Here is a 26,943-nt window from a genome sequence, read left to right as displayed (position 1 = left end):
CACCGGACGCGTCGATCCTCGTGGAACACTGGCATTCCCGGAATTCCGGAAACGTCCGTAACGGCCTCGCCGACGCGGCGATAGTAACGACACATTCGCCCCCGATTCCGTTCGGAAGGAATTCCGTTGTCCCTGTTTCGCCGTGCCCTGACGACGGCCGCCGCCGTCGCCGGGCTCGCCCTCCTCGGCCCCGCCCCGTTCGCATCCGCCCAGCTCGCGACGCCGCTCACCGGCGACAAGGACTGCTCGGACTTCCAGTACCAGGAAGAAGCCCAGGCGGTCCTCGACGCCACGCCCGGCGACCCCAACGGCCTGGACCGCGACAAGAACGGCATCGCCTGCGAATCGCTGCCGCACCGGCCCCGGCCGGGCACGACCACGCCGACGGCGAAACAGCCCGCGCCGGCGACGGCCGCGAAAAAGCCGGCCAACGGAACCGGCCAGGTGAAGGTCAAGCCGGTCGGCGGTGTCGCCACCGGCGGCGGCGAACCGGAGGACGACGTCCCGGGCGTCCTCGTGCTCAGCGGCACGCTGCTCGCCGCGACGGTGTCCGGCGGCATGGTGCTCTACCTGCGCCGGCGCCCGAGTTGAGGCACCCGCGCCTGTGGCCGGCCGTCACGGCGGTCGTCGCGGCACTCGGCGTGGTCGTGGCCGTGGCCCTCGTCCTCGTCCTGGCCCCGAAGACGCCGGGCGAGATCGCCCCGTCGAGCCCGGCCACCGCGAACCCGCCGGGCACCGCGAGCATCGCGCACACCTCGGCAACGGCCGCCGACGGCCTCCCCGCGGCGAAGCCGGCGTCCCTGACCATCCCGGCGATCGGCGTGCGGGCCGAAGGGATCGAGGACCTCGGGCTGACCCCGGACGGCGCGCTGCAGGTCCCGGGCGACGCCACGACGGTCGGCTGGTTCACCGGCGCGCCGTCGCCGGGGGAGACCGGTCCGGCGGTGCTGGCCGCGCACGTCGACTACCGGCACGTGCCGGGCGCCTTCTCCCGGCTCAAGGAACTGCGCCCCGGTGAGCAGGCCGAGGTCGGCCGCGCGGACGGCCGGATCGCGGTGTTCACCGTCTACCGCGTCGAGCGCTACCCGAAGACCGCGTTCCCGACGGCGGAGGTGTACGGCGACACGCCGGGCGCCGAACTGCGGCTCATCACCTGCGGCGGGGCGTTCGACCGGGCGAGCGGCAACTACCTCGACAACGTCGTGGCCTACGCCAGGCTGACCGCCGTCGAGACCTGAGCCAGTTCGACCTTCGCCAGCTCGAGCCGCCGGTAGGCGCGCTCGCCGAGCGACCAGACGTCCAGGACGTCGCCGTCGAGCTCGGGGTAGGCGATGACGAGGTGCTCGCCGCGGTACTCGATGTCCACCGGCAGCCCGGCTTCGAGCTGCCAGCAGACCTGTTGCTGCTTCGGCGTGAGCCGGCCCGCGTAGCGGTCGCTCATCGCGCGGGCAAGCTGGCCGCGCAGCAGGGCCGGCCCGGTCGTCGGCGCCGCCAGCAGCCGCTCGGCGTGGCTGCCCGGATCGGGGGCGAGCCGGTCGCCGGGTTCCGGCTCGCGGACGGCCGACGTCGGCTCGGCCTGGTCGCGGGCGGGCAGCACGATGCTGCCGTCCGCGGTGTGGCGTGTCGGCGCGTAACCCGCTTCGCGCAACGCCTCCAGCGTGCCCGCGGCGTCCACAGTGGACGTCAGCACGGTCGGGGCCACCGCGCGCAGGCCGAGTTTGGCGAGCTTGCGGTGCGCGGCGAGCTCGGCCAGCACGGCGGGCTCGCCGACCACGACGCTCGCGACGTCGAGCACCTGCGCTTCGCCGTGCCGCCGCGCGACATCATTCACCAGGTACACCAGCGGCTGCGGCAGCTCGCCCGCGGCGCTCGAACGCAGGTCCTCGAGCAGCTCGGCGGCGGTCGTGCCCTGGTCGAACGCCCGCCGCACGGACGACGGCGAGAACCGCCAGCTGGTCGCCGTGCCCTGGGCTTCCCGGTCGGCGGCGCGGTCCAGCAGCGCGGCGAGCCGGGCGTCGGGCGAGCCGGGCACGATCGCGGTCAGGTCCGTGCCGAACAACGCCGTCGTCCGCGCGCGGGAGACGAGCTCGTCGGTGACTTCGACGAGCCCCTCCGGCTCCAGGAGGGCACGCCCGGCCGCCGTCGCCGCGCCGTGCGCGACGACGCCGAGCAGTTCGCCTTGCTCCAGGACGATCCGGACGTCGCCCGCCAGGTCTTCGGACGACAGCATGGGCGCGTGCCACCTGACGAGTTCGGTCAGCGCGTCCAAGTCGGTGATCGCGTCGCCGGGAGTGAGCCGCGCCAGCACGCGCACGACCAGCCGCCGCAGCAGCGCCTCGACGTCGACCTCGAACTGCGGCGGCTCCGGGTCCCACCAGGTCGCCAGCAGCAGGCGGTACAGCAGCGCCGGGGCGGGCCGGGCGAGGTCCGGGTCCGGTGCGAGCGTGGCCGGCGGCGCCTTCTGGCCGCGGCGCGGCACCGGCGGCTCGTCGGCCAGCAACAGCCCTGCCTGCGCCGCGAGGTCGATGGCCAGCGCGATCTCCGCCGGCGCGCCCCCGGTGTCCTTGGCGACCTTCTTGATCAGCCGGGTCCCGATCGTGCCGTCCTTGAGCAGCGGCAACGGTTCCGCGGCGGCCAGGTCGAGGATCGCCGACACGCGGTCGAGCAGGCGCAGCGCGGCGGCCGACGCCGTGGACTCCGCCGCATCGGCCCCGATGTGGGTGACGGGGTACCCCGGTTCCGCCGGGGTGAACGGCAGCTGGTGACCCGGCTCGCGCAGCGCCAGCGACACCTCGATCGGCATGGCGATCGTGCCGTAGTAGGTGCTGACCAGGAAACCGTGGTCGAACGCCCAGCCGGCCGGGGCCAGGCCCTGCACCTCGGGCACGCCGTCGGCCATGTCCTGCAACAGCTTGCGGCTCTCGGCGGGCGCGGCGGCGAAGAGCTCACGGACGCGTTCGCCGTCGCGGAAGAACTGCACGAGCCCGAGCAGGAGCTGTGCTTTCCTTGCGGTGTCGGGCAGTCCGAGGTTCCGCGACAGCTTCGCCAGCCGGGCCGCGCCGAGTTCGTCGAGCAGGTCCGCGACCGGACGGCCGAGCCCTTCGGACGCGAAGCTGTTGCGGTGCAGCAGTTCCGGCAGGATGACGCCGTCGCCGTCGGGCCACAGCAGGGCGCGTTCGGCCAGCTCGTCCACAAAGGACCCCACCGAGCCGGTGCCGAGCAGCCGGGCGACCTCGACGGCCGGCGCCGGCTGCCGCCCGAGCGCGTAACACAGCTGGACGGCCCGCATGACCTGCATCAGCGGCGTCGGCAACGCGAGCAGCGCGGCATCGATCGAGCCGGCGGACGCGAGCCGGGCCGCGACGACGTCGAGCCGCCGCGGCCACGGGTCTTCGAGCACGTCGGGCCGGTGGGCCAGGATCTTCGCCAGTGCCTGCTGGTCCAGGCCCGCGAGCCGGCCGAGCAGTTCGTCGGCGGTGGTCATCGGCCCAGGTTAGATCACCGTTCGCAGGCGACGCCGTCGCCGTCGCGGTCGAGCGCGGGCCGGTAGCCCGGTTCGCCGCGGTACAGCGGCGCGGCGCCGGCGGCCTTCGCGGCGGAGCAGTTCGCGTAGTAGGCGCTGTGGTCCGGTTCCGGGGCGGGCGCTTCCTCGGTGGTCTTCACCACGGGCGGCGGCTTGGGCGCCGCCTTCGTGGCCGGGGCCGGTGCCTGCGTGGGCTGCGGCGCCGGGGGTGCCGACGGTGCCGGAGGTGCCGGCGCGTCGATGGTGCCGTTGCACGGCGGCCCCCACAGCCCGCTGACGGCCTGCTTGGCCGCGCTTTCGGTGGCGGCGAGCGCGGGCAACGCGGCGTCCGCCGCGTACTTGAGATATCCGCGCTGAATCGCGAGAGCCGCGTAATCCTGACCGTCGGGGAGCGTCAGCGCGATGCCCTGCGCCGTTTCCGCCCCGAGCTTGACGGCCTTGCCGGAAAGCGTCGTGGTGGCCCAGCCGAGCGATTCCGTCCAGTAGCAGCCGGTGCCGGAGGCGGGCGGCGTGACACCGAGGACGTGCACCGTCCGGCTGCTGCCGTCGCTCCCGTTGACCACGACGGTCGCGCCGTCGGTCACGCCGGCGACCGTGTAGGTGACGACGACCGGCGCCGGCGTCGGGGTCGCGGATGTGCTGGTCGGCGGGGGCGCGGCGGACGACGGCGCGGCCGCGGCGGTGAGCTTCGGGTCGGGGGCCTTGCCGAAGATCGCGCCGAGCACGAACAGGACCGTGAAGGCGGCCAGGACGATCTTCAGCCAGTTCGGAAAGCGCTTCTTCGGCTGCATGCGGGGTTTTCCTCGTTCCTCGATGGCGACGTGCCGACGGTGTACTCGGGAAATCTCCCGCCGTTGTTACGCACCGGGCCGTGATCGACCACCAGTCGTTATCCGGCGGATTGTTGCCGTCACGATCACGTCACGAACCACGGTTCCGCGCCGAAAAGCTGTCACGACTTCCGGGCCGGGAACGACCTGCGGACGTGATCGAATCCCTCCCGCTGCTCGGCGCCGGCGGCCACCCCGCACACGGCCTGGACTTCACCGCCGTCGAGATCCGGACCACCGGCCTGCGCCCCGGGCGCGTCGTCGAGCTCGCCGCGGTGCGGGTCCACGGCGGCTCGCTGGCCGGGGAGCTGTCGACGCTCGTGAACCCGGGCCCCGGTGTCCCGCCCGGCCCCGCCCTCGTGCACGGCATCACCCGCGACGAGCTCGACGACGCGCCGTCGTTCGGCGAGGTGCTGGGTCCGCTGCTCGACCTGTGCGCCGGCAGCGTGCTCGTGGCGCACGACCCGGCGTTCACCGGCGCGTTCCTCGAGCGCGAGATCGAGCTGCTCGGAGTCCGGATGCCGCCGCTGCCGGGCGTGTCGACGCTGGCCGCGGCGCGGTCGGTGGTGCGGCTGCCGAACTACCGGCTCGCCACCGTGGCGCACGCGCTCGGCGTGCCCACCCGCCCCGGGCAGTCGGCGCTGTCCGGCGCGCGGGCGGCCGCGCAGCTGGTGATGGCGTTGTTCGGACGGTACGGCCTGACGTTCGCGGCCCCGCCGGTCCTGCCGGTCCTGCCGCGGTTCGCCGAGGGACGGCTGTTGCCGCGGGCCGAGGCGCGGCCCGCCGAGCCGGGCTGGATGGCCGAGGCGGTGGAACGCATCGCGGCGGACGACGCGTATTTGGACCTGCTCGCCGACGCCCTCGCCGACCAGCACCTCGCACACGACGAGGTGGCGGCGTTGGCCGCGTTGGCGAGCGAAGCCGGATTGTCGGAGGCGCACGTGCGGTCGACGCACGAGCAGCTGGTGACGGCGCTGCGCGAGATCGCGGAACGGGACGGCGTGGTGACCGCGACGGAGGCCCGCGAGCTGCGTCAGGTGGCGACGGCCCTCGGCGTCGGCGCGGCGGGTGATTTGCGGCCGGTCGCGGGCGGGAAACCGACCCGGGTGCTGGTGCTGGGGACGACCGTCGAGGCGGATCGGCTGCGGGCCCGGGTTCTGGCGGAAGGCGTCCAGCTGGCGAAGAAGCTGACGGGGAGTGTGACCCATCTGGTGGCCGATTCGTCGGTGCCGGCGAACGAGCCGCGGCTGGGCCGGGCCGCCGAGCTGGGAGCCGTCGTGCTCGACGTCCGCGCGGCACCGGTGGCCCTCGGGTTCGAGCCGCCACCCGTGGCTCCGGCCGCGGCTTCGGCGACGCCGAAGCGGCTCGGCGGCCGAATCCTCATGGGTGTCGGGCTGCTGGTGATGTTCATCGTGGTCGTGGGGATGTTCGGGGGGACACCGCTGGCGGGCGGCATCTTCCTGGGCGCGCTCGGCGTCGGCGCCCTGCTCGGCGGGTGGTGGCTGGCCGAGCCCGCGCCGCGCTAGCCTCGGTGCGGTGCCACGGCTGATCCACCTCAACGGACCCTCCGGGATCGGGAAGTCGACGATCGCGCAGGCCTACGCCGAGCAGCACCCGGGCGTGCTGAACCTCGACACCGACCGGGTCGTCTGCCTGATCGGGGGCTGGCGGGACACCTTCTTCGAGACCTTCAAGGCCGCGCAGCTGCTCGCCGTGGCCATGGCCGCGACACACCTGCGGACCGGGCACGACGTCGTCATGCCGCAGCTCGCCACCCGGCTCGTCGATGTCGCGCCCTTCGAGGCCGTGGCGGCGGAAGCCGGCGCGGCCTACCGGGAAATCCTGCTCACCGCCGACAAGGCGGTCGCCTGCGACCGGTTCGCCGGGCGGGCCGCGAACGGAGACTCCGCGACCAAGGGCATCGACGACGTCGTGAACGAACGCGGCGGCACCGCCGTCGTCGAACGGATCCACGACCAGCTCGCCGCCTACCTCCCGCAGCGGCCGGACTGCGTCGTCGTGCCCACCGACGGCTGTGCCCCCGACGTGACCTACGCGGCGGTACTCGCCCACCTGCGCGCCGGTTGAGGCGGTCCGGTTCACTGGACCGCATGGCTATTCCGGAGCTCGCGCTGCGGCAGATCGAACGCTGGTGCACGCAGCGCGTCCCCGAGCACCTGCAGGACCGGATCCGGGTCGAGTGCCGGACCCGGGGCCGCGCGGTGACCATCGTCGAACGGCGTGCGCCCTGGTCGACGCAGGCCGGGCCCGAGTGGAGCGAACAGAAGATCGCGCAGCTGCGGCTCGACGAGTTCGGGATCTGGTCCGTGTGGTGGGCCGACCGGAACGGGCGGTGGCTGAGCTACCCGGACGCGCCCGTCGCCAGCACGCCGCCCGCGCTGCTCGAGGAGATCGACCGGAACCCCGGCGGCGTTTTCTGGGGCTAGGCGGCGGCACGTCGATCTCGTAACAAGCGCCCGGGTGCTGCCGACCCCCTGGGGCGTGAACGGGAAATCAAGCCTCCTGGCCGCCGTGCTGCTCGTCGCCGGTTGTGGCGCCTTCGACGGGACTCCGGCCACGATGTCGGGTGCCTGGCCCTCGGCGTGTGCGCGGCCTTCCGTGCCGGCAGGTGCCGAAACGCCCATCGCGACGCCGGGTTACGTCCAATACGCGGCTGTCGCCGGCCGGGCCGTGTGGGTTGCGCTGCGGGAAGGGCTGCTCGCCAAGCTGGATCCCTTCTGCGGCACCGCCACGAAGACCGTGAGCGTCGTGACGGAGTTGTGGCCGACGTTGCCGTACGGCTCGAGGGCGTCGTTCGGCGCGCTGGTTTCCGATGGCGCCGACACCCTCTGGGCGCTCGCCGAGGTCGTCGATCAGGTCGGTGACGTGACGCAGTCCGTCGTGGTCCGGGTCGACACGGTCGCCGCGGCGATGACGGCGCGTCTCGTGCTGCCGCCGATCGGCTACACCCGTATTTCGGGCTCGCTCGCCGCGAACGGTGCGCACGTCTGGCTCGCCGACGCGGCGACCGAAGGCACGATCGGCCGGCTCGACCCGCGAACCGCGGCCGTCGTCGGGTCCGTGACCACCCCCGAGCGAGCGCAGGGCACCAACCAGGAGATCGGCGCGGCACCCGACGGGGCGGTCTGGGTCGCGAACGGTCCCCACGCGGTGCGCGTGCTGGACCCGGACGGGCGCACGCGGACCGACGTCGCGCTGCCCGGCGCCGACATCGGCAACGCGAGCATCCTGCCGCTGGGCTCCGCCGCGTGGATCGGCGGCGGCCCCGCGCAGCGGGTTTCCGCGACGGACTACACCGTCACCGCCGTCGGTGCGGCCCGGCTCGACTCGCTCACGCCGGGCTCCCGCGGGGTCTGGGGCGCGGTGAACTCCCCGGAGCACGCGATCGTCCACGTCGGGGCGGATGGCGGGGTCGTCGCGACCTACCCGGTGACCGGCCAGACCGCGTCGCTCGCCGCCACCGGGGACGATGTCTGGCGCGTCGGTTTCGACGGCGTGCTCTACCACCTCGCAGGCTAGGCAGGCGGCGGGAAGCGCACCTCGTTGCGGTCGATCTTCGCGTGCGCCGCCGCGGGGAGGTCGATGCCGAGGCGGTCCGCCAGCTGCAGCAGGTACAGCGTCACGTCCGCGATCTCGTCCAGGACCTTCGCCGCCAGCTCGGGGTCCTCGCGCCACGCGTCGGACTCCTCCGGCGTCAGCCACTGGAACAGCGAGGTCAGCTCGCCGACCTCGCCGGAAAGCGCCATCACGAGGTTCTTCGGGGTGTGGTACGGCTCCCAGGCGCGGGCCGCCGCGAACGCGCGGAGGCGGTGGGTCACGTCGTCGTAGGTCACGGCTTGATTGTCCCCGGTTGTCACTGTGCGCTAACGGCCGTATGGCGGACTGCCGTTGACCGGTGAATCTCTCACTCAATAGGTTGAACTTTGTCGGGATGCTTGCGGGGCCCAAGGCTGGGAAGGGAACGTCTTGAAGTACCTGCGATCCGTCCGCGGCCGCATGCTGGGCATCGCCTTCCTCCCCGGCGGTGCGCTCGTCCTCGTCGCCGTCGTGATCGCCGTTTTCCTGGTCCACCAGGCGGTTCGGACCCGCGATCTGGCCATGGAGACGGCGGCCGCCGCGGACCGGACGGCCCGGGCGGTGGTCGCCATGCAGGGCCAGCGGAGCGCGGCGATGGCTTCGCCCGAACGGCGCAGCGATGCGTACACGAGTTTCACGTTGCGGATCGAGTCCGCCATCGCGGGTTTACGCGAGTACGCGCGCCACGCGCCGGACGCCGAATCCGCCTACCAGCAGACGACCGCCGTCGAACTGCTTTCCGTCGCCGAAGGCATGGACCGCTCCGATTCCCTCGCCCTGGCCGGGCTGGACAACGTGACGCGCGGGTCGTTCACCTCCGCCGTCGCCGCCTACCGGGCTGAACTGGCCCGCGTTGTCCCGCAGCTCACCGAGAGTGGCCGGATGGCGTACGAGTCGCTCACCCGTAGCGCCGATTGGAGCAGGCTGGCCGCGGCCGAGAACGCTTTCACCGCTGCCGAACCGCTGCCCGTGCCCGAGTCCACGTGGCGCAGCGCCGCTTACGCCGTGTCCGAGCAGCTGTGCCTGCTGTACGCGCAGCAGAGCCAGTACGCGGTCCAGCTCACGCTCGACGACGGCCGCCGCACGCTCGCCGGCGCGCTCGCGGCCGGGACGGCGCTCCTGCTGTTCGCCGGGCTCCTGCTGGTCGTCGTGCGGCGGCTGGTGGCGCGGGTGCCGGTGCCGGTCGTCCCGATCATGGTGCCGACCGTCGGCGCGGCCATCCCGCGGCCCCGCCACGTACGGTCACGACGGCCGGGGCTGCCGGAGCCGTGGCCGCTGAAAGCCGTGCTCGACGACTTGCGCCGTCCCTGAGCTACTCACACACCGTCACGCATTACTCCGAAAAGAGCACGCGGTTGGCCCACACGCGTGCTGGCGGCCGTCGGGCAGACTGGTGCGCGTGAGTCCCCACTCGGATCTTCGCCCCTACCTGCGCACCTTGGACGCGGAGACGCTGGCGGACCTGCTGTCCGCCCAGGCCGAGCGCGATCCGGAGCTGCGGCACTCACTCGAACTGCGCGCGGCCACCCAATCCGGTGACGTCAGCGAGGCGCACCGGCTGCTGGACACCGCGGTCACCGACGGGAACGCCGAATACACCGCGAAGGTCGGCGCGGTACTGGACACGCTGCAGCGGATGCTCGACGCCGGCAGCCGCGCCGACCTGGCCCCGCTGGCCCGGCGCACGGTCGACGACATCAGCGAGGTGCTGGAGCAGACCGGCGACCACACCGGCAACCTCGCCGACCGGCTGGACCGCGCGGTGGAGCTGTACGCCCGCGCGTGCGCCGCCCGGCCGCCGGACCCGGAGAAGCTGGCCGACTGGATCATCGAGGTCGAGTTCGACGGCCCCGGCCGCCCGGTGATCGACCTCGCCGAGTTCGCGGCGGCACTCGGCGAGCCGGGGCTCCGCCGGATCAAGTCCACTGTGGACGACGTGCTGGCGGCCAACGGCCCCGGTCACCGCCGTGACGTGGCCGAACGGCTCCGCGAGCAGCTGGCCGAGGTGCTCGGCGACGTCGACGAGCTGGTGGCGATCCTGTCGGCCAAGCCGCCGCGGGTGGACGTCAGCCTCAAGATCGTCCGGGTGCTGCGGGCCGCCGGACGGCACAGCGAGGCCATCGCGCACGCCGCCCGCGCGCTCACCCACGACAAGCAGCCACCGCCTCCGGAACCCGAAGACGAGACCTCCCGGTACCGCAAGGCCTTCGACGCCGAACCGGGCCGCGAGACGTACGCCGCCCTGCGCGAGGCCGCGACGAAGGCCGGGAAGTGGACCGCGCAGCGCCGGGACGCGCTGGCCTGCCTGCGCGCCCGCGCCGCCGAGGGGATCGAGCAGGCGGACGAGCTGGTCCGGGTCCTGCTCGACGACGGCCGTCCGGACGAAGCCTGGCGGGCCTGCGTGCGGTTCGGCGCGTCCGGCGAGCTCAAGCTCGAACTGGCCGAGCAGCGCGCGGCCGAGCACCCGGCCGAGACGATCCCGGTGTTCCGCGCGCACGTCGACGAACTCATCGAACGCAAGGACCCGCAGGCGTACCAGGAAGCCGCCCGCCGGCTGAAGTTGTTGCGCACCTTGCACAAGCGCGCCGAGACACCGGACGAATTCACCGCCTACCTGGCCGCGCTGGTGGAAAACCACCGGCGGAAAACCCGGCTGATCACGGAAATCCGGACCGCCCGGATCGCCATCCCCAAAGCCGTAACCTCGCCCCGCACCCCTCGTTGACCCGGGAGAACCGGTGATACACGTGCACCGGGACATCGTGAGCGCGCCAAGGCGTCGCGGTGGCCCAGTTCCGCCTCCCGGCTCGGCGCCTCCCCGTCGAGCACCCGGCGGGACCCGCGCCAGGGCCACCGCGACCCACTCGCGGTGAGGTGAAAGCATGACGGTATGAGCCCGGTCAGTCGCGCCCGCAAGAAGGCACCGCAGCCCGTCACCCACAGCGTGACCGGCTTGTTCAAGGACATCCTGAACGACTTTTCGGCGCTGGGCGCCGACCCCGAGCCGGTCGACGTCGAGCTGCTCGCCTCCGAGGTGCTCGGCCAGTTCCACGACCTGCCCGCCGAGGACGGCGAAGCGCCGCTCGGCCTCGAACTCATCGCCTTCGCGCAGCGCAAGATCACGCCGGGCGCCGCCGCGCTGCTGGCCGCGCTGCGGGTCGTCGCGGAATCCGACGTCGAGCGCAAGGCCGCCGACGCCGGCCTGCAGGTCGTCCTCGGCCGCGGCATCCCCGAGCCCGCCTGGGCCGGCGCGCTGGGCCGGGTCACCGCCGGCGAGTGCTGGCGCACCGGGGACGTCTTCGGCGACGAATCGTCCCTGCTCACCGTCTTCTCCCACGGTGACAAGGTGTACGGCCTGCTCGCGCTGCTCGACTACACCGAGGGCGGCCGGGTCCGGGACCTCGTCGTGATCGACGGGCCGGCGGACGTCGTCGCCGAGATGCGGGAGCAGTCCGACGCCGACCCCGAGCTGGTCGTCTTCGAGGCCGTCGACCCCGCCGAAGCCCACCGCCTGATCGCGGACGGCCTCGCCGCCACCGACCACCTCGACGAGGCCGACGTCAGCGAGGACTACGCCCGCTTCCACGCCGTCGCGCTGACCTGGTGCCGCGCGCTGCCGGAGCCCGCGCTCGTGCCCGAGGTGGCCGAGTGGTCCGACGCCGAGCGCGCCGCCGTCGTCGAGCAGTTCGTCGCGGCGAGCGGCGAGGACGCCGAGGCCGCCCGCGCGATCGGCGCCCTGCTGCTGGAGCACGGCCTGCGCACCGACCCCGGCAACCCGCTGCGCGTCGGGCCGGAGAAGGTCGCGCGGTTCCTCGAGGGCCTGCTGGGTGAGGAGTACGAGCTCGACGCCGACCACGAAGACGCCGTGGAGCCGGTCGTGCTGGCCTGGGTGCAGTGGACCGGCGAGCGGGCGCACCTGACCGAGACCGCGATCGCCGCCCTCGACGAGGCCGTTCAGGACTACCTGAGCGAGTACGCCGACGATGACGACTCCCCGCTGGAGCGCTACTTCGCCGACACCAGCGAGCTGTCGCCGACCGAGCTGGCCGACGCGCTGGAGCGCCGGATGTTCGCCGTGCCGTCGCTGACCACCGAAATCGACGAGGAAGAGGTCGACCTCGACCCGAACGACCCGGAGCAGCGCCGGGCGCTGGTCATCGCCGAGGCCGACGAGGACGAGGAGGAGCAGCGGCTGATCCTGCGCGCCACCATCGTCGACCAGCTGTGGGACAACGAGCCCGCCGACGTCTGGCAGGCCGCCGAGCGCCTGCGGGAGGGCGAGTTGGACCGCGACGAGATCTTCGAGCAGCTGATCGACGCGCTGGAAAACAGCCTGCTGGACGCGGAAAACCTCGAATACGACGCCGACGCCTACGTCGAGGCGCTGGCCGAGCTCTGATCGCTAGGGGAGGGGTTCCGCGGACTTCGCCTTGCTGCGGCGCTCCTGCAGCCGGTCGTCGAAGTCGACGACGAAGGTCCCGGCCGCCATCGCGATCAGCAGGGCCAGACCCAGCACCGCACCGACCCACGTGAGGATCATCGTGAACATCGTGGGCCTCCTCCCCAGCTCAGAGCCGTTTTCCTGACTCCTTCAGGGTCGCTTTCCCACCGGTGCACCGGTATCGGCCAACCGGTTACGCCTGACCGCCGCACCTCGGCCGATCGGCCGGATTCCGGCGCGGAGAGTCGCCGATCCGCGACGAATCGTGGCCGCGCACTCGCTCAGCGTGGGAATGCGCGGCATGTGGGTGACGACCCGCGTGACCGGCTCGTGAGTGGTAAGGCGCGTTAGAACGCGCCTTACCACTCACGACCCCGGTCAGAGCTTGCGGAGGCGGACCCGGTTGATCGTGTGGTCGCAGTCCTTGCGCAGCACCAGCGTCGCGCGCGGCCGGGTCGGCTTGATGTTCTCCATCAGGTTCGGCTCGTTGATCGAGTGCCACAGGTGGCGCGCCTCGGCGCGGGCCTCGTCGTCGGGCAGACCGGCGAAGTGGTGGAAGTGCGACGCCGGGTCCGCGAACGCCGTGTGCCGCAGCTCCAGGAACCGCTCGATGTACCAGCGCTGGATGTCGTCGGTGTGCGCGTCGACGTAGATCGAGAAGTCGAACAGGTCGGACACCATCAGCCGCGGCCCCGGCTGCAGCACGTTCAGGCCCTCGACGATCAGGATGTCCGGCTGCTGCACCACCTGCTCCTGGCCGGGCAGGATGTCGTAGGCCAGGTGCGAGTACACCGGCGCGGCGACGCGCTCGGCGCCCGACTTGACCTCCGTGACGAACCGCAGCAGCGCACGCCGGTCGTAGCTCTCCGGGAAGCCCTTGCGGTGCATGATCCCGCGCCGCATCAGCTCGGCGCGCGGGTACAGGAAGCCGTCGGTCGTGACCAGGTCGACGCGGGGGTGGTCCGGCCAGCGGGCGAGCAGCGTGCGCAGGATGCGGGCGGTGGTCGACTTGCCGACCGCCACGCTCCCGGCGATGCCGATCACGAACGGGACCTTCGTGCCGCGGGAGTCGTCACCGAGGAACGTCGTGGTCGCTTCGTAGAGCCGCTGGCGCGCGGCGACCTGCAGGTTGATCAAGCGGGACAGCGGCAGGTAGACGTCGGCGACCTCGGCCAGGTCGACCTGCTCGCCGAGGCCACGCAGCCGCAGCAGCTCGGCCGCGGTCAGCGGCAACGGCGTCGAGCTCCTGAGTTCTTTCCATTGTTCCCGGTGCAGCTCGACATACGGGCTGAGTTCGCGGACCCGGGTCATCGCACACTCCTCCGGCCGTCGCCTGCACTGGCGGACGTTCACCTGCGTGATTAACGGTAGGGCTTACGGCCGGTGAACGCGCTGTGATGTAGTCCACCCCCTACCAGGGGTTGATCACCGAGGGTGACGATTTCCGAAGACTTCGTCCCACGCTGCCGCGACCTGCCGGGCGCAGGTTGCCGGGTCCACGCCGCCGACGCCGGTGCCGAGCCCCGGCATCGCGATCGTGTCCACGGACTCCCGGACCGGGCCGTGGTCGAGCCGGCCGTCGCGCCACGTCAGGAACACCGCGCGGGCGGCCAGGTAGGGGTGGACGGTGTCGCGGGGCAGCCGTTCGCCGGGCTCCCGCATCGTCGGCGCGCTGATCAACCAGGCCGGCTCGGCCTCGCCGGTCGGCACCACCACGGCGTCGCCGATCGGCAGCTCACCACCGTGGAAGGCCAGGACAGCGCTGCGGACGCTCTGCTCCACGCCGGGGAACGCCCGCGCGTACACGGCGTCGATCCCGCCGCGCATCAAGCCGTAGGAGTTGGCCGGGCTGACCACGGCCTGTGCCACGACGTCGAGCACCGAGCCGCGGTGCACCCGGACCCGGCCGGCCAGTTTTTCCGCAGCGGCGGTCCAGGCCTCGGCGAGCGGTGCATCGACGGCGCACAGCACCAGCTCCGGTGCGCGGGAGGCGATCGGCGGCTGCGCGCCCTCACGTCCGGTGTGCGTGCCCGATTCGGCGGTCACGCCCCCAGCATCGCAAAAAATGCCACCCGGCGTAACCGGTTCCCGTACCGGCTGTCCGAGTGAATGTCGCCACGGCCGGGCCCCGTAGCCTGGGAGCTGTGTCACGGATCGCATACTTCGGCCCCCGAGGGACCTTCACCGAACAGGCCGCGCGGGTGCTCGCCGCCGCCGGCGAAGAACTGATCCCGGTCGAGACCGTCCGGCTCGCGATGACGGCCGTCCGCGAAGGCCAGGCGGACGCGGCGTGCGTCCCCATCGAGAACTCGGTCGAGGGCGTGGTGCCCACCACGCTCGACGCGCTCAGCGAGTCGACGCCGCTGGTCGCCGTCGCCGAGACGATCCTGCCGATCCACTTCAGCGTGCTGACCCGGCCCGGTGGCGGGGAGATCCGGACCGTCGCCAGCCACCCGCACGCGCTGGCCCAGGTCCGCGAGTGGCTCGAGGCGAACCTGCCGGGTGCGCACCCGGTGGCGTCGTCGTCGACGTCCGCCGCCGCGGTCGGCGTGCTGGAGGGCGACTTCGACGCGGCGGTCTGCGCGCCGGTCGCGAACGAGCACTACGGCCTGGAGGTGCTGGCCACCGAGGTCGCCGACGTCACCGACGCGGCGACGCGGTTCCTGCTGGTCCGGCCGCCGGGCGAGCTGCCGGAGCCGACGGGCGCCGACCGGACGTCCGTGGTCGCCGCGGCCGCGAACCGCACCGGCACGCTCGCCGAGCTGCTCACCGAGCTGGCCAGCCGCGGGATCAACCTGACCCGGCTCGACGCCCGGCCGACCCGCAACAACTTCGGCGAGTACCGCTTCTTCATCGACTTCGAGGGGCACGTGGCCGAGCCGCGGGTCCTCGACGCGCTGACGGCGTTGCGCCGGCACTGCCGCAACCTGCGGTTCCTCGGCTCGCACCCGCGCGCCGACGGGACCCGGACCACGATCGAACCCGGCTTCGGCAACGACGACTTCGTCGAGGCGGCCGTGTGGGCCGACGCGGTCCGCAAGGGAGACCTGGCGTGAGGCTGCTGCTCGTCCGGCACGGCCAGACCGAGGGGAACGTCCGCGGCGCGCTGGACACCGCCCTGCCCGGCCCGCCGCTGACCGACCTCGGCCGCGCGCAGGCCGACGACCTCGCGGCGCGGCTGGCCGGCGAGCCGATCGTCGCGGTCTACGCATCGCAGGCGACCCGTGCCCAGCAGACCGCGTCACCGCTGGCCGCCCGGCACGCGCTGGACGTCCAGGTGGTCGACGGCGTCCACGAGGTCGTCGCCGGTGACCTGGAGGGCGCGACCGACCACGAGTCGATCCGCACCTACATGGAGACGGTCCGGCGCTGGACGCTCGGCGAGCTGACGGCGTCGCTGCCCGGCGGCGAGAGCGGCACCAGCGTGCGCACGCGGATGCTGGACGCCGTCGGCCGCCTGCGCGCCAAGCACGAGCAGGCCGACCCGGACGGCGTGATCGCACTGGTCAGCCACGGTGGCGCGATCCGGCTGGCCGGCGAATGGCTGGCCCCGAACGTGCACGCGGACGTGGCCAACGCGGCGCTGATCCCGAACACCGGCCTGGTGGAGCTGGACGCCCGGCCGGACGGCCTGTGGCATTGCCTGACCTGGGTTGACACGCCGCTCTGATCGTCACGAAAGTGTGATCCCGTCACGTTTGGAACACGTTTGGTGGGGAATTTACGAGGACGACCAACCTGCCCCGCGATCCGCACGTCTACCCCGTAGCACCACATCAGGGAGGCGATTGACATGGTTCGGACGAAGCTCACTCGGTTGTTGCCGGTCGTTGCGGCTTCGGCCGGCGTCCTCGCGCTTTCCGCCTGCGGCAGTGGCGGCACCACGCCGGCGGCGAGCAGCTCGACGCCGTCCTCGACGTCCCCGGCCGCGACCACCACGGTCACCACCGCCACGTCGAGCCCGGCGAGCTCGGCCCCGGCCGCGCCGCCGGCCGCCCAGCCCGCGGACAACGGGCTCTGCAAGGCCGGTGACGTCAAGCTCTCGCTCGGCCAGGGTGACGCGGGCGCCGGGTCGGTGTACCGGCCGCTGCTGATCACGAACTCCAGCTCGAAGCCCTGCACCATCCAGGGCTTCCCCGGGGTGTCCTACGTGGCCGGCAGCGACGGGCACCAGGTCGGCAAGGACGCCTTCCGCGAAGGCGCCAAGGGCAACGCCATCAAGCTGAACCCCGGCCAGACCGCGGCCGCGGACATCCAGTTCGTCAACGTCGGCAACTTCGACCCGGGCACCTGCCAGCCGACGCAGGTCAAGGGGCTGCGGATCTACCTGCCGCAGGAGACCGCGTCGAACTTCGTGCCGGACGAAGGCACGGGCTGCGCCAGCACGAAGATTCCGGGCAACCAGCTCGCGGTGAAGACGGTCCACCCCGCCTAACCCGGACCCCGCCCCACCACCACCCTCAACGGACGGGCTTCGCCCGGCTGTTCAGATCCTCGCGCAGATCTCCTGCGCCTGAGCCAGGTGCCGCTGGCCGGAGATGTCGTTGAAGTGCAGGCTGAGCACCATCCGGCTGACGCCGTCGATGTGGTCGGCCAGCGGCTGGTAGTTCGCGTTGACCTGGGCGGCGGCCGCGGACAGCTCGCGCGCGGCCATCATCCGGTGCAGCCGCTCCGAGGTGAGGCCGGGTGTCAGCGCCGGCTGCCGGTCCTGGCTCGTGTCGGGCAGCTCGCCCACCCGGTCGAGCGCCTGGCACGCCGCGACGGCGTCGTCGAGCGCGCCCGCGTGCACGCCGGACAGGCCCCAGAGCAGGCCGAGCACGCTGCCGCCCAGCACGAAGCCGGCCACCGCGCACAGCACCAGCAGCCGGCGTGACGGCGGCGGCGGCGACGGCTCGGCCGGAGGCTCGTCGAAGTCGGGATCGGCGTCGGTGCCGGTCCCCGGGTCCACGGTGCGCATGACGACCTCCTCACCACCTGGGTGAGGAGATATTTCAGCTCACAAACCCGGATCGTGGTGCGTGAGCGCCGCGGCTGAGTCCGATTCGTCACCGAGGGAGAACCGCCGCAGCGCCGCGAACGCGAAGGCGGCGATCGCCAGCATGGCCACGCCGGAGACGGCGAACGTCCGCGCGGCCGTGCCCAGCCGCTCGGTCAGCACGCCGCCGAGCAGCGCACCCAGCGGGATGGCGCCCCAGACGACCGTGCGCCACACCCCGAGCACCCGGCCGAGCAGCTCGCCGGGCACCAGCGTGTGCCGGGCCGTCGCGAGCACGACGTTGACCGCCACGACCGCGGCCGCGAACAGGGCGAACAGCACCGCACCCGCGACCGGCGAGCGCACCAGGCCCATCCCGCCGAAGCCGATCCCGCAGCAGACGACCCCGCCGACGACGACAGCGAGCCGGCCGCCCGCCCGCACCAGCCGCGGGGCGACGCCCGCGCCGAGCAGGCCGCCGATCCCGCCGGCGAAGGCGAAGAACCCGAACGTCGCGTCGGACAGGTGCAGGTCCTGCAGCGCGTACAGCACCAGCTGCGCCTGCGCGAGCTCGCTGACCAGGCTGAGCAGCCCGGCGATGACGACCAGCCGCAGCAGCAGCGGGTGCCCGCGCAGCCAGCGCAGGCCCGCACCCAGGTCGGTGCGCAGCTTCGCCGGCCGGCCCTCGGGTTCGCCTCGCCCGCGGTAGGTGCCGGACAGGCCGAGCAGGACCACGGCCGCGATCGCGAACCCCGCGGAGTTGAGGACGAACGGGAAGGCGGCGAAGAGCGCGAACGTCAGGCTGCCGATCGGGCCGCCGAGGAACGTCTGGCCGACGATCTCGCACGCCTGCAGCTTGCTGTTCGCCGCGTCGAGCGAACCGCCGCCGACGACCGCGGGGACCAGCGCGTTCGCCGCGCTGTCCGCGATCGTCTCGGCCGTGCCGATGATCAGCGCGACCAGGTAGACCAGCCAGATCGTCAGGCCGCCGGCGGCGACGAGCACGGCCAGCACGCCGACGGCGACCGCGCGGGCGGTGTTCGCGACGAGCATCGCGCGCCGCCGGTCGATCCGGTCGACCAGCGCACCGGCGACGGCGGCGAACAGCAGCCACGGCAGGAACTGGGTGGCGGTCAGCCCGGCGATGAGCACCGGGTCGCGGGTCAGGGTCGTCGCCAGCAGGGGCAGGGCCACCTTGCCGATGCCGTCGCCCAGGTGGGACGCCGCGCTCGACGTCAGCAGCCACCTGAGTCTTCGGCCGTCACCGTTCCGGGCCTCGTCCATGGTGCCTCCCCCGCGCGACTCGGCTACGAGCTTAACCGGCGGCGATGGCTGCGCGTGGTCACGTTGTCACTACTAGTGAAACTCGTGACGGTTTCTCGCGCGAGGTGCGGAAATCGGTGGAACGTGAGCGCGGGGCCGGGGAATCCGCGCCGGCTCAGCCCCAGCCGAGCTCGTGCAGCCGGGCGTCGTCGATGCCGAAGTGGTGGCCCAGCTCGTGCACGACGGTGATCAGGACCTCCTCGACGACCTCGTCCTCGTCCTCGCACATGGCGAGGATCGGCTGCCGGTAGATCGAGATCCGGTCGGGCAGCACCCCGCCGTAGGACGAGGTCCGCTCGGTCAGCGCGATGCCGTGGTAGAGCCCGAGGATGTCCGGCGCCTCGTCGTTGAACTCCTCGACGAGCACGACGACGTTGTCCATCGCCTTCGCGAACTCGGGCGGCACCTCGTCCAGGGCCTCCGAGACCAGCTCTTCGAACCGCTCGCGGCTCATCTCGACGGGCATCAGCTGCTCGGCTTCGTCGACGACGGAGCGGAGCTCGACGTGGCCGGGCCGCCGCCACCGTCCGCCGGCGGGCCGCCGTCCTGGGGCTGGCCGCCGTCCGGGCCACCAGGGGCGGCCTTGACGCTGCCGGTGACCGCCTGCAGGCCGCTCTTGTCCGGCAGCGCCGAAGCGACCTTGCAGTTGACCTTCGTCGAACCGGCGTCCCAGCTCTCCTGCTCCCGCAGGTCCCAGGTCAGGATCAGCTTCTTCGCGTCGAGGTCGGCGCCGCCGGTGTAGTCGGCGGCCGCCTTGTTGCACTCGGTGTCGAGCCAGGCCTTCTGGTCGTCCTGGGAGGGGTAGCCGTCCTTGAACTTCGACTTGAGGTCGAGGGTGGCGATCATTTCGTACGAGTGCGGCTTCGCGCAGTCGACCGGGTCGCCGACGCCCTTGCCGAGCAGCGCCAGGCAGGTGCCCGGCTCGAAGACCAGCGACTGGTCCTGCTCCTTCGCCGGCCCGGTCGTCGGCAGCAGCTTGCCGCCGGGACCGGCCCACTGCAGGCCGCACCGCAGCTGGCGGTCGCCGTCGTCCCACTGCGACGGCGTCGGGCGCAGGAGGTTCGTCGTGAGCTTCCCGTACGGGTCGAGCTTGTGCCCGAGGTACGGCTTCACGTCCGCGGTGCACTTCTGCTGCGCGATCTGCTGCCACTGGTCCAGCGAAGGGACGGGCGCGCCCGCCGGGAACTGGGCGCCGATGTCGACCAGCGCGGTCACCTCGAACAGGTGCGGCTGGGTGCAGGCCACCTTGCGTGCGTCGCTCGCGTCCGGGTTGTCCCAGGTCAGGCAGGTGCCGGGAGGCGAGTGGAACGCCTCCTCGGCGGCCGGGGACAGCTTGCCGGCGCCGCCGCCGGCCCCGCCGGTGATGCCGTCGCTCCACGAGAAGACGACGCTGAGGGCGAGCGCGATGAGCGCGCCCGCGAAGATCCCGCCCATCACGACGCGGGTGCGCAGCGTCTGCGTGGCGGTGGGGAACCGATCGGCGCTGGGAGACATCGCAGTCCATGATGCCCGCGCCGCGCGCGACGTGCGCGATCCGGGTGGTTAGGGTGGGTCACGGGTTCGTGGTGGCCGGGATTACGGAGCGCACATGACGCAGGACAACAACACTGGGGACCAGCCGCCCCCCGAGCCGCCGAAGCGCGGCTCGATGAGATTCCAGGACTCGAACACCCAGCCGAAGCAGCCTTCGCTCGCCGAGCAGCGGGCTCGACGGCAGGCGCTGGCCGACGAGGAGCGCAACGAGGAGCTGGCCCGCCAGGCCGACGCCAAGGCGGCCACCCGGCGCAAGATCCTGATCGGCAGCGGCGTCACGGTCGGGCTCGTCGGCCTGGTCGCGACGTTCTACACGGTCGCGAAGACCGAGAGCGTCACGGCGGTCTGCACCGACTCGAACGGCGTCGTCCAGAACGACGACTACTGCGACGACACCTACGTCTCCAGCCACGGCGGCTACCACAGCGGTGGCTTCCTGTTCCTGCCGATCCCGGGCGGCGGCTACAACAGCTACCGCTACAACTACGGCGGCACCGGCGTGATCGGGCAGCGGGTGTCCGGCGGCAGCTACGACGCGCCGTCGGCCCGCACCAACGTCACGACCAAGACCGGCAAGTCCGTCCAGCGCGGCGGGTTCGGCATCAGCGGCAAGAGCGGCAGCGGCGGCAGCGGCAAGAGCGGGGGATCGTAGGTGTACCGGGACCGGCGTGAGCCGCGGCGCGACTGGCAGCGGATCGTCGAAGAGCAGGGGCTCGTCTACGGCACGCCGGCCCGCGACAGCAGCGGCCGCATGCGGCCGTACTGGGACGAGTCCGTGCACTACGTCTTCGACATGGACGAGGTGCTGTCCCTCGAAGCCGACGTCGAACTGCTCCACTCGATGTGCCTCGAAGCCGTCGACAACGTCGTGACCACCGAGGGCTACCAGCGGTTCGGCATCCCCGAGTGGGTCTGGCCGCACATCGCCGAGTCGTGGAAGCGGCAGGACCCGCACGTCTACGGCCGGTTCGACCTGCGTTACGACGGCAAGTCGCCGGCGAAGCTGCTGGAGTACAACGCGGACACGCCGACGACGCTGCTCGAGGCGTCGCTGCTGCAGTGGCACTGGAAGACCGACGTCTTCCCGGACGACGACCAGTGGAACTCGATCCACGAGAAGCTCGTCGAGCGCTGGTCGGTCCTGCAGGACAAGCTGCCGTCGAACGAGCTGCACTTCACCTGGTCGGCGGCGGACCCGTCCGGCGAGGACAACGTCACCACGGCGTACCTGCAGGAGACCGCGGCCGAGGCCGGCCTCGACACGGTGGGCCTGGCGATCGAGGAGATCGGCTGGGACCCGGTGCTCAAGCGGTTCGTCGACCTCGAAGAATCGCAGATGGCGACCGTGCTGAAGTTGTACCCGTGGGAGTGGGTGGTCGACGAGGAGTTCGGCCGCCACGCCGTCGAGTCGCTGCCGCGGACGCTGTGGATCGAGCCGCTGTGGAAGATGATCCTCTCCAACAAGACGCTGCTGGCGCTCCTGTGGGAGAACTACCCGGGCCACCCGAACCTGCTGCCCGCGTTCGCCGACGACCCGGGCATCCTCACCGAGTACGTCCGCAAGCCGAAGCTGGGCCGCGAGGGCGCGAACGTCCAGATCGTCGCGACCGGCTACGAGACCCAGACCGGCGGTGTCTACGGCGCGGAAGGCTTCGTCTACCAGGCGTTCGACCCGCTGCCCGAGTTCGACGGCTACCGGCCGGCGCTCGGCGCGTGGATCGTCGGCGACAGCTCCGCGGGCCTGGGCATCCGGGAGACCGGCGGCCTGGTGACCGACGACGGTGCGGCATTCGTCCCACATCGCATCCCCGAAGCGTGATACAACACCGTCGCTGATCAGCTCTTTTCTCCTGGGAGACAACTCGTGAACACGACCCTTGCGCTGTCCGACACGTTCGGCTCCGACCTCGTGCGGGGGATCGGCGCGATCCTGCTGTACGGCGTCGTCGGCCTGCTGCTGATGTTCGCCGGCTTCTACGCGATCGACTGGACCACGCCGGGCAAGCTGTCGAAGCTGGTGACGCAGGGCCTGCCGAACGCGGTGATCGTGACGGCGTCCGGGATGCTGTCGATGGCGTTCATCGTCGTCGTGGCGATCTTCAACTCGGCGAGCGACCTGACGGAGGGCCTGATCACATCGCTGGTCTACGGCCTGCTCGGGATCGCGGTCCAGGTCATCGCGGTCCGCCTGCTGGAGTGGGCCACCCGCATCGACGTGGCCTCGACGATCGAGAGCGAGAAGTTCGCCCCGGTGAGCATCGTGGTCGCGGCGGCGCACATCGGCCTCGGTCTCGTGGTGGCGGTCGGCATCTCCTGACGTTCCCCACTAGCGTGGGGTCCGTGCGCCTGCTGAGGACACCGGACGACCGGTTCACGGACCTGCCCGACTTCCCCTTCGAGCCCCGTTACGCGGAGCTGGCCGACCCGCACGGCGGCGTGATCAGAGTGGGGTACGTGGAGGCAGGCCCGGCGGACGGCCCGGCGGTCCTCCTGCTGCACGGCGAGCCGAGCTGGTCGTACCTGTACCGCAAGATGCTCCCGATCCTGGCCACGGCGGGCCTGCGAGCGATCGCCCCGGACCTGGTGGGCTTCGGCCGGTCGGACAAACCGGGCGACATGGCGGACCACAGCTACGCCCGCCACGTGGAGTGGATGCGCGCATTCGCATTCGACGCACTGGACCTGCACGACGTGACACTGGTCGGCCAGGACTGGGGCGGGTTGATCGGCTTGCGAATGGTGGCCTCGAACCCAGCCCGCTTCGCCCGGGTGGTGGCGGCGAACACGGGCCTGCCGACGGGCGACGTCGACATGCCGGAGGTCTGGCACGCGTTCCGGTCGGCGGTGGAGAAGGCCCCGGTGCTGGACGTCGGCCGGTTCGTGCAGTCGGGATGTAAGTCCCCGTTGCCGGATTCGGTGCGGGCGGCTTACGACGCACCGTTCCCGAACGAGATGTACAAGGCGGGCCCGCGGGCGATGCCTTCGTTGGTGCCGTACCGGCCGGACGACCCGGCGTCGGCGGCCAACCGGGAGGCGTGGAAGACGCTGACGGGGTTGGAGATTCCGTTCTTGGTGGCGTTTTCGGATGGGGACCCGATTACGGCGGGTATGGGTCCGATCCTGCGGCGGGCGATGCGCGGGGCGGCGGGGTTGGAGCACCCGGTGATCGCTGGGGCGGGGCATTTCTTGCAGGAGGACAAGGGTGAGGAGCTGGCGGAGCATGTGGTGAGGTTTGTGCGCGGGTGAGCTGAGCAGCCCCCGTTTTCCACGCTAGCGGAGGGGACCGACGAAACCGGGCCCGCCGAGGGCGGTTGTCCACAGCGCGGCCGCGCGCCGGCGGTGGTCCACAAGGAACCGGCGGCCGACGGCGGCGTTGTCCACAGGCCGCCTCGGAACCGGTGGCCGGCGACGCGAGCTGACCAGCGACGTCACCAGACCTCCCCCGCCCCTCATCCCAGCCGCTTTTCAGTCGGCACTCGGGTTTGTCAAGGCACGCTTTCCCGCCTTGACGAACCCGAGGGGCGACTGACACTCCCACCGGAGGGGCGGGGGAGGTCGGACCCGCCTCACCGCGGCAGGGGATTCTGCCGCGGCAAAAGACAAAAGCATGTCCTCGCCGGACGGGCAGGCTCCGGGATGACCCTCGCACCGCTGTCGTCCCCCGTTGGGGAGGTGGGCCGCAGGGTGGTCATCCCGTCGCCTGACCGAGGCCTATCACTTTGAGCCGGGCCCGCAATCGTGCGCTTCTCTCTCGCGTCGCGCTCTGTGTTGCGGGCCCGGCTCAAAGTGATTTGACGGCCTCAGGCGACGGGATGACCACCCAGCTTCATAGGTCGATGACCACCTTTCCGTGGACGTGGCGGGCTGCCTGGAGCTCGGTTGCCGTGCGGATCTGCGCTACCGGGAATGTTGCTGCGATGGGGATTCGCAGCCTGCCTGCCGCTACCAAGCCTGCGATCTCTGCCAATGCGCCGGGGGCGGCGTTTGCGCCGTTGGCTCCCGGTATTCCTTCCAGCTGCGCTGCGATCGTGCAGATACGGGCGTCCGGTACGCCGAGCTTCTGCGCGGTAAGCGCTGTCTCCGTTCCGTGCAGGTCGATGGCCGCGGTGATTTTGCCTGGCGCCAAGGCTCGGACCCGGTCCTCCAGGCCGTCGCCGTAGGCCAATGGCTCGGCTCCCAGCTCGCGCAGGAATTCGGGCGCCGATCCCGTTCCCAGCACGCGGGCTCCCGTCAGCCTCGCCAGCTGGACCGCGAACACTCCCACGCCGCCCGCTGCGCCGCCGATCAGGACCGTGTCCTGGGGGCCCAGGGCGACCACCGCCAGGGCCGCGGAGGCTGTGCGGCCGGCGATGGTCAGGGTGGCCGCCGTTCGGTCGTCGACCTCCGGGGGCGTGTGGTGGGCCTCGTTCGCCGGTGTCTCTCCGCTTGCGTCCACCACCACGTAGTCCGCGATCGCTCGGGACAAAGCGCTTCCGAACACCCGGTCGCCCTCGGCGAAGTCGGTCACTTCCGGTCCGACCTCGTCGACCACGCCCGCGTAGTCCGTGCCGAATCCCGTGGGGAGGGTCAAGCCGAACCTGGCCGCCGTTTCCGCGTCGGCCGTCATGACCCAGTCCATCGGGTTGAGGCCCGCCGCCGTGACTCGGACCCGGATCTGGCCTGGGCCCGGCTGTGGCGTCGGGACCTCCTGGACTTCGAGCACCTCGGGGCCGCCGAACGCCTCGAGGCGGACCGCTCTGCTCCTGTTCTCCCGCATGAGTCTCCTCCGGACGACAGCGAAACGGACTATGCTCCGTTTCCTGGTCCAACACTAACACGAGAAACGGAGCGTGATCCGTTTGAGTGAGATGCGCGCGGACGCGAGCCGGAACCGTGAGCAGCTGCTCGCGGTCGCGACCCGCATGTTCGCGGAGGGCGGTGGCGAGCCGCCGATGCGGGCCATCGCCCGGGAAGCCGGGGTGGGCATTGCCACCCTCTACCGGCACTTCCCGACCCGGGAGTCGCTGGTCGACGCCGTCTACCGGGACCAGGTCGGGCGGCTGACCACCGGGGCCCGCGAATTACTCGGTCAGCTGACTCCGGCCGCCGCCCTGCGGCGGTGGATGGACCTGTTCGGGGACTGGATCGCCACCAAGAACGGCATGCTCGACACGCTGCTCGCGATGATCGAGGCGGGCGAGATCGCCCATGCGGAAACCCGGGACGAGCTGCTGTCGGCCATCACCACGATCCTCGACGCCGGCCGCGCTGCGGGCGATCTGCGCACCGACGTCTCCGCCGACGACATCGCCGCCTCCCTCATCGGCATCTTCACCGTGGCGCCCCGGCCTCGGCACGATGCCAAGGCCGGGCGCCTGCTGAACCTGCTGATGGACGGACTCCGGTCCTAGCTCAACGCTGCGTGCGTGGCCGCGAGGGAATCCACCAGGATGTCCAGGCCCTCCTGGGCTTCCTCCGCCGTCAGGGTCATCGGGGGGCCGAGCCGCAGGACGTTCCCATGCAAGCCGCCCTTGCCGATCAGCAGCCCGCGCTTCTTCGTCTCCTCCAGCATGCGCGCCGCCGCCGCTACGTTCGGGGATGTCGTTCCCGGCTTGATCAGCTCCACGCCGATCATCAGGCCCTTTCCGCGGACCTCGGCCACCAGGGGTGATGACGCCGCTCGGAGGCCGGACAGCAACTGCGCTCCGCGGGCTGCGCAGTTCGCCTGCAAGTCGTGGTCCTTGATGTAGTCCAGGACCGCCGTTGCGCCCGCCATCGAGACCGGGTTGCCGCCGAACGTCGAGAACGACTGGGCCTGGAAGCAGTCCAAAACGTCGCCTCGGGCCACCACGCCGCCCACCGCCAGGCCGTTGCCCAGGCCCTTCGCGAACGTCATCATGTCCGGGGTCACTCCGTGGGCCTCGATGCCCCAGAAGTGCTCGCCCGTCCGGCCCCAGCCCGTCTGGACCTCGTCCGAGATGAACAGCACTCCGTAGGAATCGAGCACTTCCTTCATCGCCCGGAACAGGCCGTCCGGGGGGAGGCTGAAGCCGCCCACGCCCTGGATCGGCTCCGCTATCAGGCAAGCCACGTCGCCCGCCGTTGCCGTGTCCAGGACGTCCACCAGGTCCGCTACGCACGCGTCGATGTACGCCGCGTCCGACAAGTCGCGGAACGGGCTGCGGTAACGGTAGCCGCCGTGGACGTAGTTGACCTTGACCGGGCTCAGGGCCGATGCCGACCAGCCTCGGTTGCCCGTGATCGCGACCGTTCCGAACGAGCGGCCGTGGTAGGAATTGCGCATCGCCAGCACCTGGTTGCTGCGGCGGTACTGCGTTGCCAGCATCAACGCCGTGTCGTTCGCCTCGCTGCCGGAGTTCGTGAAGAACACCTTCGCGTCCGGGATGTTCGACAGCTTCGCGATCCGCTCGGCCAGCTCGATCTGGGACCTGATCAGGTACAGCGTCGAGGTGTGGAGGATGCCCGTGTCGAGCTGCTTGCGGACCGCGTCGCCGATCTCGGCGACGTCGTAGCCCATCGAGTTCGTCAGCACGCCGGCGAAGAAGTCCAGGTAGGTGCGTCCCTGGGAGTCGGTCATCCGGCGGTCGTGCGCGTGCACGATCTCGATCGGCTCTTCGTAGAGCAGGGACATCCAGGACGGCATGACTGCGCGGTGCCGGGCGAGCAGCTCATCGGTCATCGAACGCCTCCTCGGGGTCTCAAGCGAGTATGAGGAGGCCGT

At 71.8% G+C, this 26,943-nt stretch carries 29 protein-coding genes; 17 read left to right on the top strand and 12 right to left on the bottom strand.

Translation table 11 applies throughout. The annotated features are described in order from the left end of the window. Positions 1-126: 126 nt before the first annotated feature. Together OO60_RS06245 and OO60_RS06240 are read left to right on the top strand one after the other, a co-directional pair. A complete protein-coding gene (locus OO60_RS06245) occupies positions 127-591 on the top strand; it encodes an excalibur calcium-binding domain-containing protein (protein ID WP_004562360.1) in 465 nt (154 codons plus the stop codon). Further along, entirely contained in the window at positions 588-1,238 is a 651-nt protein-coding gene (locus OO60_RS06240; RefSeq protein WP_004562359.1) for a class F sortase, read from the top strand. The genes OO60_RS06245 and OO60_RS06240 overlap by 4 nt, the downstream gene beginning before the upstream one ends. Here the strand turns inward: OO60_RS06240 and OO60_RS06235 are convergent. Both OO60_RS06235 and OO60_RS06230 read right to left on the bottom strand, forming a co-directional pair. Beyond that, positions 1,208-3,484, bottom strand: a complete 2,277-nt coding sequence (locus tag OO60_RS06235; RefSeq protein WP_033261004.1) for a helicase-associated domain-containing protein — start codon at positions 3,482-3,484, stop codon at positions 1,208-1,210. The genes OO60_RS06240 and OO60_RS06235 overlap by 31 nt on opposite strands. A 14-nt stretch (positions 3,485-3,498) precedes the next feature. Beyond that, the gene (locus OO60_RS06230) at positions 3,499-4,314 is read right to left on the bottom strand and encodes an excalibur calcium-binding domain-containing protein (RefSeq protein ID WP_033261003.1); all 816 of its coding nucleotides are present in this window, start codon (positions 4,312-4,314) and stop codon (positions 3,499-3,501) included. Between the two features lie 194 nt (positions 4,315-4,508). Between OO60_RS06230 and OO60_RS06225 the strand changes: the two genes are divergently transcribed. The 4 genes from OO60_RS06225 to OO60_RS06210 are packed head-to-tail and all read left to right on the top strand — an operon-like array spanning position 4,509 to position 7,893. Next, positions 4,509-5,879 carry a 3'-5' exonuclease gene (locus tag OO60_RS06225; protein WP_033261002.1) on the top strand — a complete coding sequence of 457 codons (1,371 nt, stop codon included), beginning with the start codon at positions 4,509-4,511 and terminating at the stop codon, positions 5,877-5,879. A gap of 10 nt (positions 5,880-5,889) precedes the next feature. After that, entirely contained in the window at positions 5,890-6,441 is a 552-nt protein-coding gene (locus OO60_RS06220) for a P-loop nucleotide/nucleoside kinase family protein (protein ID WP_004558585.1), read from the top strand. A gap of 23 nt (positions 6,442-6,464) precedes the next feature. Next, the gene (locus tag OO60_RS06215; protein ID WP_004558584.1) at positions 6,465-6,800 is read left to right on the top strand and encodes a DUF3024 domain-containing protein; all 336 of its coding nucleotides are present in this window, start codon (positions 6,465-6,467) and stop codon (positions 6,798-6,800) included. 55 nt (positions 6,801-6,855) lie between these two features. After that, complete coding sequence (locus tag OO60_RS06210; protein ID WP_155848996.1) at positions 6,856-7,893, top strand: NHL repeat-containing protein; 1,038 nt, start codon at positions 6,856-6,858, stop codon at positions 7,891-7,893. On the opposite strand, the gene OO60_RS06205 is transcribed toward OO60_RS06210, so the two are convergent. After that, positions 7,890-8,207: a nucleotide pyrophosphohydrolase gene (locus tag OO60_RS06205; RefSeq protein ID WP_004558582.1), complete on the bottom strand. Its 318-nt coding sequence runs from the start codon at positions 8,205-8,207 to the stop codon at positions 7,890-7,892. The genes OO60_RS06210 and OO60_RS06205 overlap by 4 nt on opposite strands. A gap of 133 nt (positions 8,208-8,340) precedes the next feature. On the opposite strand from OO60_RS06205, the gene OO60_RS06200 reads away from it, so the two are divergent. The 3 genes from OO60_RS06200 to OO60_RS06190 all read left to right on the top strand — a co-directional run bounded on the left by OO60_RS06200 (position 8,341) and on the right by OO60_RS06190 (position 12,349). Beyond that, complete coding sequence (locus OO60_RS06200; RefSeq protein WP_004558581.1) at positions 8,341-9,261, top strand: nitrate- and nitrite sensing domain-containing protein; 921 nt, start codon at positions 8,341-8,343, stop codon at positions 9,259-9,261. Positions 9,262-9,349: 88 nt separating this feature from the next. Then, positions 9,350-10,675: a DUF6880 family protein gene (locus OO60_RS06195; RefSeq protein WP_338059670.1), complete on the top strand. Its 1,326-nt coding sequence runs from the start codon at positions 9,350-9,352 to the stop codon at positions 10,673-10,675. A gap of 165 nt (positions 10,676-10,840) precedes the next feature. Continuing rightward, positions 10,841-12,349, top strand: coding sequence for a hypothetical protein (locus OO60_RS06190; protein ID WP_004558579.1), 1,509 nt, complete (start codon positions 10,841-10,843; stop codon positions 12,347-12,349). Positions 12,350-12,352: 3 nt separating this feature from the next. Here OO60_RS06190 and OO60_RS47070 read toward each other — a convergent pair whose 3' ends face one another. From OO60_RS47070 to OO60_RS06180, 3 genes are all read right to left on the bottom strand, one after another. Next, positions 12,353-12,499, bottom strand: a complete 147-nt coding sequence (locus OO60_RS47070) for a hypothetical protein (protein ID WP_004558578.1) — start codon at positions 12,497-12,499, stop codon at positions 12,353-12,355. A gap of 270 nt (positions 12,500-12,769) precedes the next feature. After that, positions 12,770-13,702 carry a type I pantothenate kinase gene (gene coaA / locus OO60_RS06185; RefSeq protein ID WP_004558577.1) on the bottom strand — a complete coding sequence of 311 codons (933 nt, stop codon included), beginning with the start codon at positions 13,700-13,702 and terminating at the stop codon, positions 12,770-12,772. A 114-nt stretch (positions 13,703-13,816) separates the two neighbouring features. Continuing rightward, the gene (locus tag OO60_RS06180; protein ID WP_004558576.1) at positions 13,817-14,437 is read right to left on the bottom strand and encodes a macro domain-containing protein; all 621 of its coding nucleotides are present in this window, start codon (positions 14,435-14,437) and stop codon (positions 13,817-13,819) included. Between the two features lie 98 nt (positions 14,438-14,535). Here OO60_RS06180 and pheA point away from each other — a divergent pair, with 98 nt between their 5' ends. The 3 genes from pheA to OO60_RS06165 all read left to right on the top strand — a co-directional run bounded on the left by pheA (position 14,536) and on the right by OO60_RS06165 (position 16,826). Next, on the top strand, positions 14,536-15,447 hold the full coding sequence (gene pheA / locus OO60_RS06175) for a prephenate dehydratase (protein WP_033261000.1): 912 nt from the start codon (positions 14,536-14,538) through the stop codon (positions 15,445-15,447). Then, positions 15,444-16,061: a histidine phosphatase family protein gene (locus OO60_RS06170; protein ID WP_004558574.1), complete on the top strand. Its 618-nt coding sequence runs from the start codon at positions 15,444-15,446 to the stop codon at positions 16,059-16,061. Before pheA ends, OO60_RS06170 begins: the two co-directional genes overlap by 4 nt. Before the next feature lie 123 nt (positions 16,062-16,184). Then, a complete protein-coding gene (locus tag OO60_RS06165) occupies positions 16,185-16,826 on the top strand; it encodes a DUF4232 domain-containing protein (protein ID WP_420835577.1) in 642 nt (213 codons plus the stop codon). A 51-nt stretch (positions 16,827-16,877) separates the two neighbouring features. Here the strand turns inward: OO60_RS06165 and OO60_RS06160 are convergent, their stop codons facing one another. From OO60_RS06160 to OO60_RS06145, 4 genes are all read right to left on the bottom strand, one after another. Next, positions 16,878-17,348 carry a hypothetical protein gene (locus tag OO60_RS06160; protein WP_004558572.1) on the bottom strand — a complete coding sequence of 157 codons (471 nt, stop codon included), beginning with the start codon at positions 17,346-17,348 and terminating at the stop codon, positions 16,878-16,880. Between the two features lie 39 nt (positions 17,349-17,387). Beyond that, a complete protein-coding gene (locus tag OO60_RS06155) occupies positions 17,388-18,650 on the bottom strand; it encodes an MFS transporter (protein ID WP_004558571.1) in 1,263 nt (420 codons plus the stop codon). A gap of 154 nt (positions 18,651-18,804) precedes the next feature. Further along, a complete protein-coding gene (locus OO60_RS06150) occupies positions 18,805-19,155 on the bottom strand; it encodes a metallopeptidase family protein (RefSeq protein ID WP_004558570.1) in 351 nt (116 codons plus the stop codon). Beyond that, positions 19,155-20,183, bottom strand: a complete 1,029-nt coding sequence (locus OO60_RS06145) for a septum formation family protein (RefSeq protein ID WP_004558569.1) — start codon at positions 20,181-20,183, stop codon at positions 19,155-19,157. Before OO60_RS06145 ends, OO60_RS06150 begins: the two co-directional genes overlap by 1 nt. A gap of 94 nt (positions 20,184-20,277) precedes the next feature. Here OO60_RS06145 and OO60_RS06140 point away from each other — a divergent pair, with 94 nt between their 5' ends. From OO60_RS06140 to OO60_RS06125, 4 genes are read left to right on the top strand one after another with little or no spacing between them, the layout of a single operon-like run. After that, positions 20,278-20,874, top strand: coding sequence for a hypothetical protein (locus tag OO60_RS06140; RefSeq protein WP_004558568.1), 597 nt, complete (start codon positions 20,278-20,280; stop codon positions 20,872-20,874). Beyond that, the gene (locus tag OO60_RS06135) at positions 20,875-22,041 is read left to right on the top strand and encodes a glutathionylspermidine synthase family protein (protein WP_004558567.1); all 1,167 of its coding nucleotides are present in this window, start codon (positions 20,875-20,877) and stop codon (positions 22,039-22,041) included. A gap of 45 nt (positions 22,042-22,086) precedes the next feature. Then, entirely contained in the window at positions 22,087-22,539 is a 453-nt protein-coding gene (locus OO60_RS06130; RefSeq protein WP_004558566.1) for a DUF350 domain-containing protein, read from the top strand. A gap of 23 nt (positions 22,540-22,562) precedes the next feature. Further along, the gene (locus OO60_RS06125; protein ID WP_004558565.1) at positions 22,563-23,468 is read left to right on the top strand and encodes a haloalkane dehalogenase; all 906 of its coding nucleotides are present in this window, start codon (positions 22,563-22,565) and stop codon (positions 23,466-23,468) included. Positions 23,469-24,048: 580 nt separating this feature from the next. Here OO60_RS06125 and OO60_RS06120 read toward each other — a convergent pair. Further along, positions 24,049-24,978, bottom strand: a complete 930-nt coding sequence (locus OO60_RS06120) for an NADP-dependent oxidoreductase (RefSeq protein ID WP_004558564.1) — start codon at positions 24,976-24,978, stop codon at positions 24,049-24,051. 91 nt (positions 24,979-25,069) lie between these two features. Between OO60_RS06120 and OO60_RS06115 the strand changes: the two genes are divergently transcribed. Next, positions 25,070-25,612, top strand: coding sequence for a TetR/AcrR family transcriptional regulator (locus OO60_RS06115; protein WP_004558563.1), 543 nt, complete (start codon positions 25,070-25,072; stop codon positions 25,610-25,612). Here the strand turns inward: OO60_RS06115 and OO60_RS06110 are convergent. Beyond that, entirely contained in the window at positions 25,609-26,901 is a 1,293-nt protein-coding gene (locus OO60_RS06110; protein ID WP_004558562.1) for an aspartate aminotransferase family protein, read from the bottom strand. The genes OO60_RS06115 and OO60_RS06110 overlap by 4 nt on opposite strands. Positions 26,902-26,943 lie beyond the last annotated feature (42 nt).

Origin of the sequence: Amycolatopsis vancoresmycina, assembly GCF_000716785.1 — a bacterium.
GTDB classification, from domain to species: domain Bacteria; phylum Actinomycetota; class Actinomycetes; order Mycobacteriales; family Pseudonocardiaceae; genus Amycolatopsis; species Amycolatopsis vancoresmycina.
The sequence above is the reverse complement of the archived record's forward strand: the minus strand, read 5'-3'. Positions and strand labels throughout refer to the sequence as shown.

Coding starts and splice junctions, on each gene's coding strand:
- OO60_RS06215 (WP_004558584.1), top strand. CDS start 6,465: ATGGCTATTCCGGAGCTCGCGCTGCGGCAGATCGAACGCTGGTGCACG.
- OO60_RS06110 (WP_004558562.1), bottom strand. CDS start 26,901: ATGACCGATGAGCTGCTCGCCCGGCACCGCGCAGTCATGCCGTCCTGG.
- OO60_RS06235 (WP_033261004.1), bottom strand. CDS start 3,484: ATGACCACCGCCGACGAACTGCTCGGCCGGCTCGCGGGCCTGGACCAG.
- OO60_RS06230 (WP_033261003.1), bottom strand. CDS start 4,314: ATGCAGCCGAAGAAGCGCTTTCCGAACTGGCTGAAGATCGTCCTGGCC.
- OO60_RS06150 (WP_004558570.1), bottom strand. CDS start 19,155: ATGCCCGTCGAGATGAGCCGCGAGCGGTTCGAAGAGCTGGTCTCGGAG.
- OO60_RS47070 (WP_004558578.1), bottom strand. CDS start 12,499: ATGTTCACGATGATCCTCACGTGGGTCGGTGCGGTGCTGGGTCTGGCC.
- OO60_RS06120 (WP_004558564.1), bottom strand. CDS start 24,978: ATGCGGGAGAACAGGAGCAGAGCGGTCCGCCTCGAGGCGTTCGGCGGC.
- coaA (WP_004558577.1), bottom strand. CDS start 13,702: ATGACCCGGGTCCGCGAACTCAGCCCGTATGTCGAGCTGCACCGGGAA.
- OO60_RS06165 (WP_420835577.1), top strand. CDS start 16,185: ATGGTTCGGACGAAGCTCACTCGGTTGTTGCCGGTCGTTGCGGCTTCG.
- OO60_RS06155 (WP_004558571.1), bottom strand. CDS start 18,650: ATGGACGAGGCCCGGAACGGTGACGGCCGAAGACTCAGGTGGCTGCTG.
- OO60_RS06115 (WP_004558563.1), top strand. CDS start 25,070: ATGCGCGCGGACGCGAGCCGGAACCGTGAGCAGCTGCTCGCGGTCGCG.
- OO60_RS06145 (WP_004558569.1), bottom strand. CDS start 20,183: ATGTCTCCCAGCGCCGATCGGTTCCCCACCGCCACGCAGACGCTGCGC.
- OO60_RS06140 (WP_004558568.1), top strand. CDS start 20,278: ATGACGCAGGACAACAACACTGGGGACCAGCCGCCCCCCGAGCCGCCG.
- OO60_RS06190 (WP_004558579.1), top strand. CDS start 10,841: ATGAGCCCGGTCAGTCGCGCCCGCAAGAAGGCACCGCAGCCCGTCACC.
- OO60_RS06160 (WP_004558572.1), bottom strand. CDS start 17,348: ATGCGCACCGTGGACCCGGGGACCGGCACCGACGCCGATCCCGACTTC.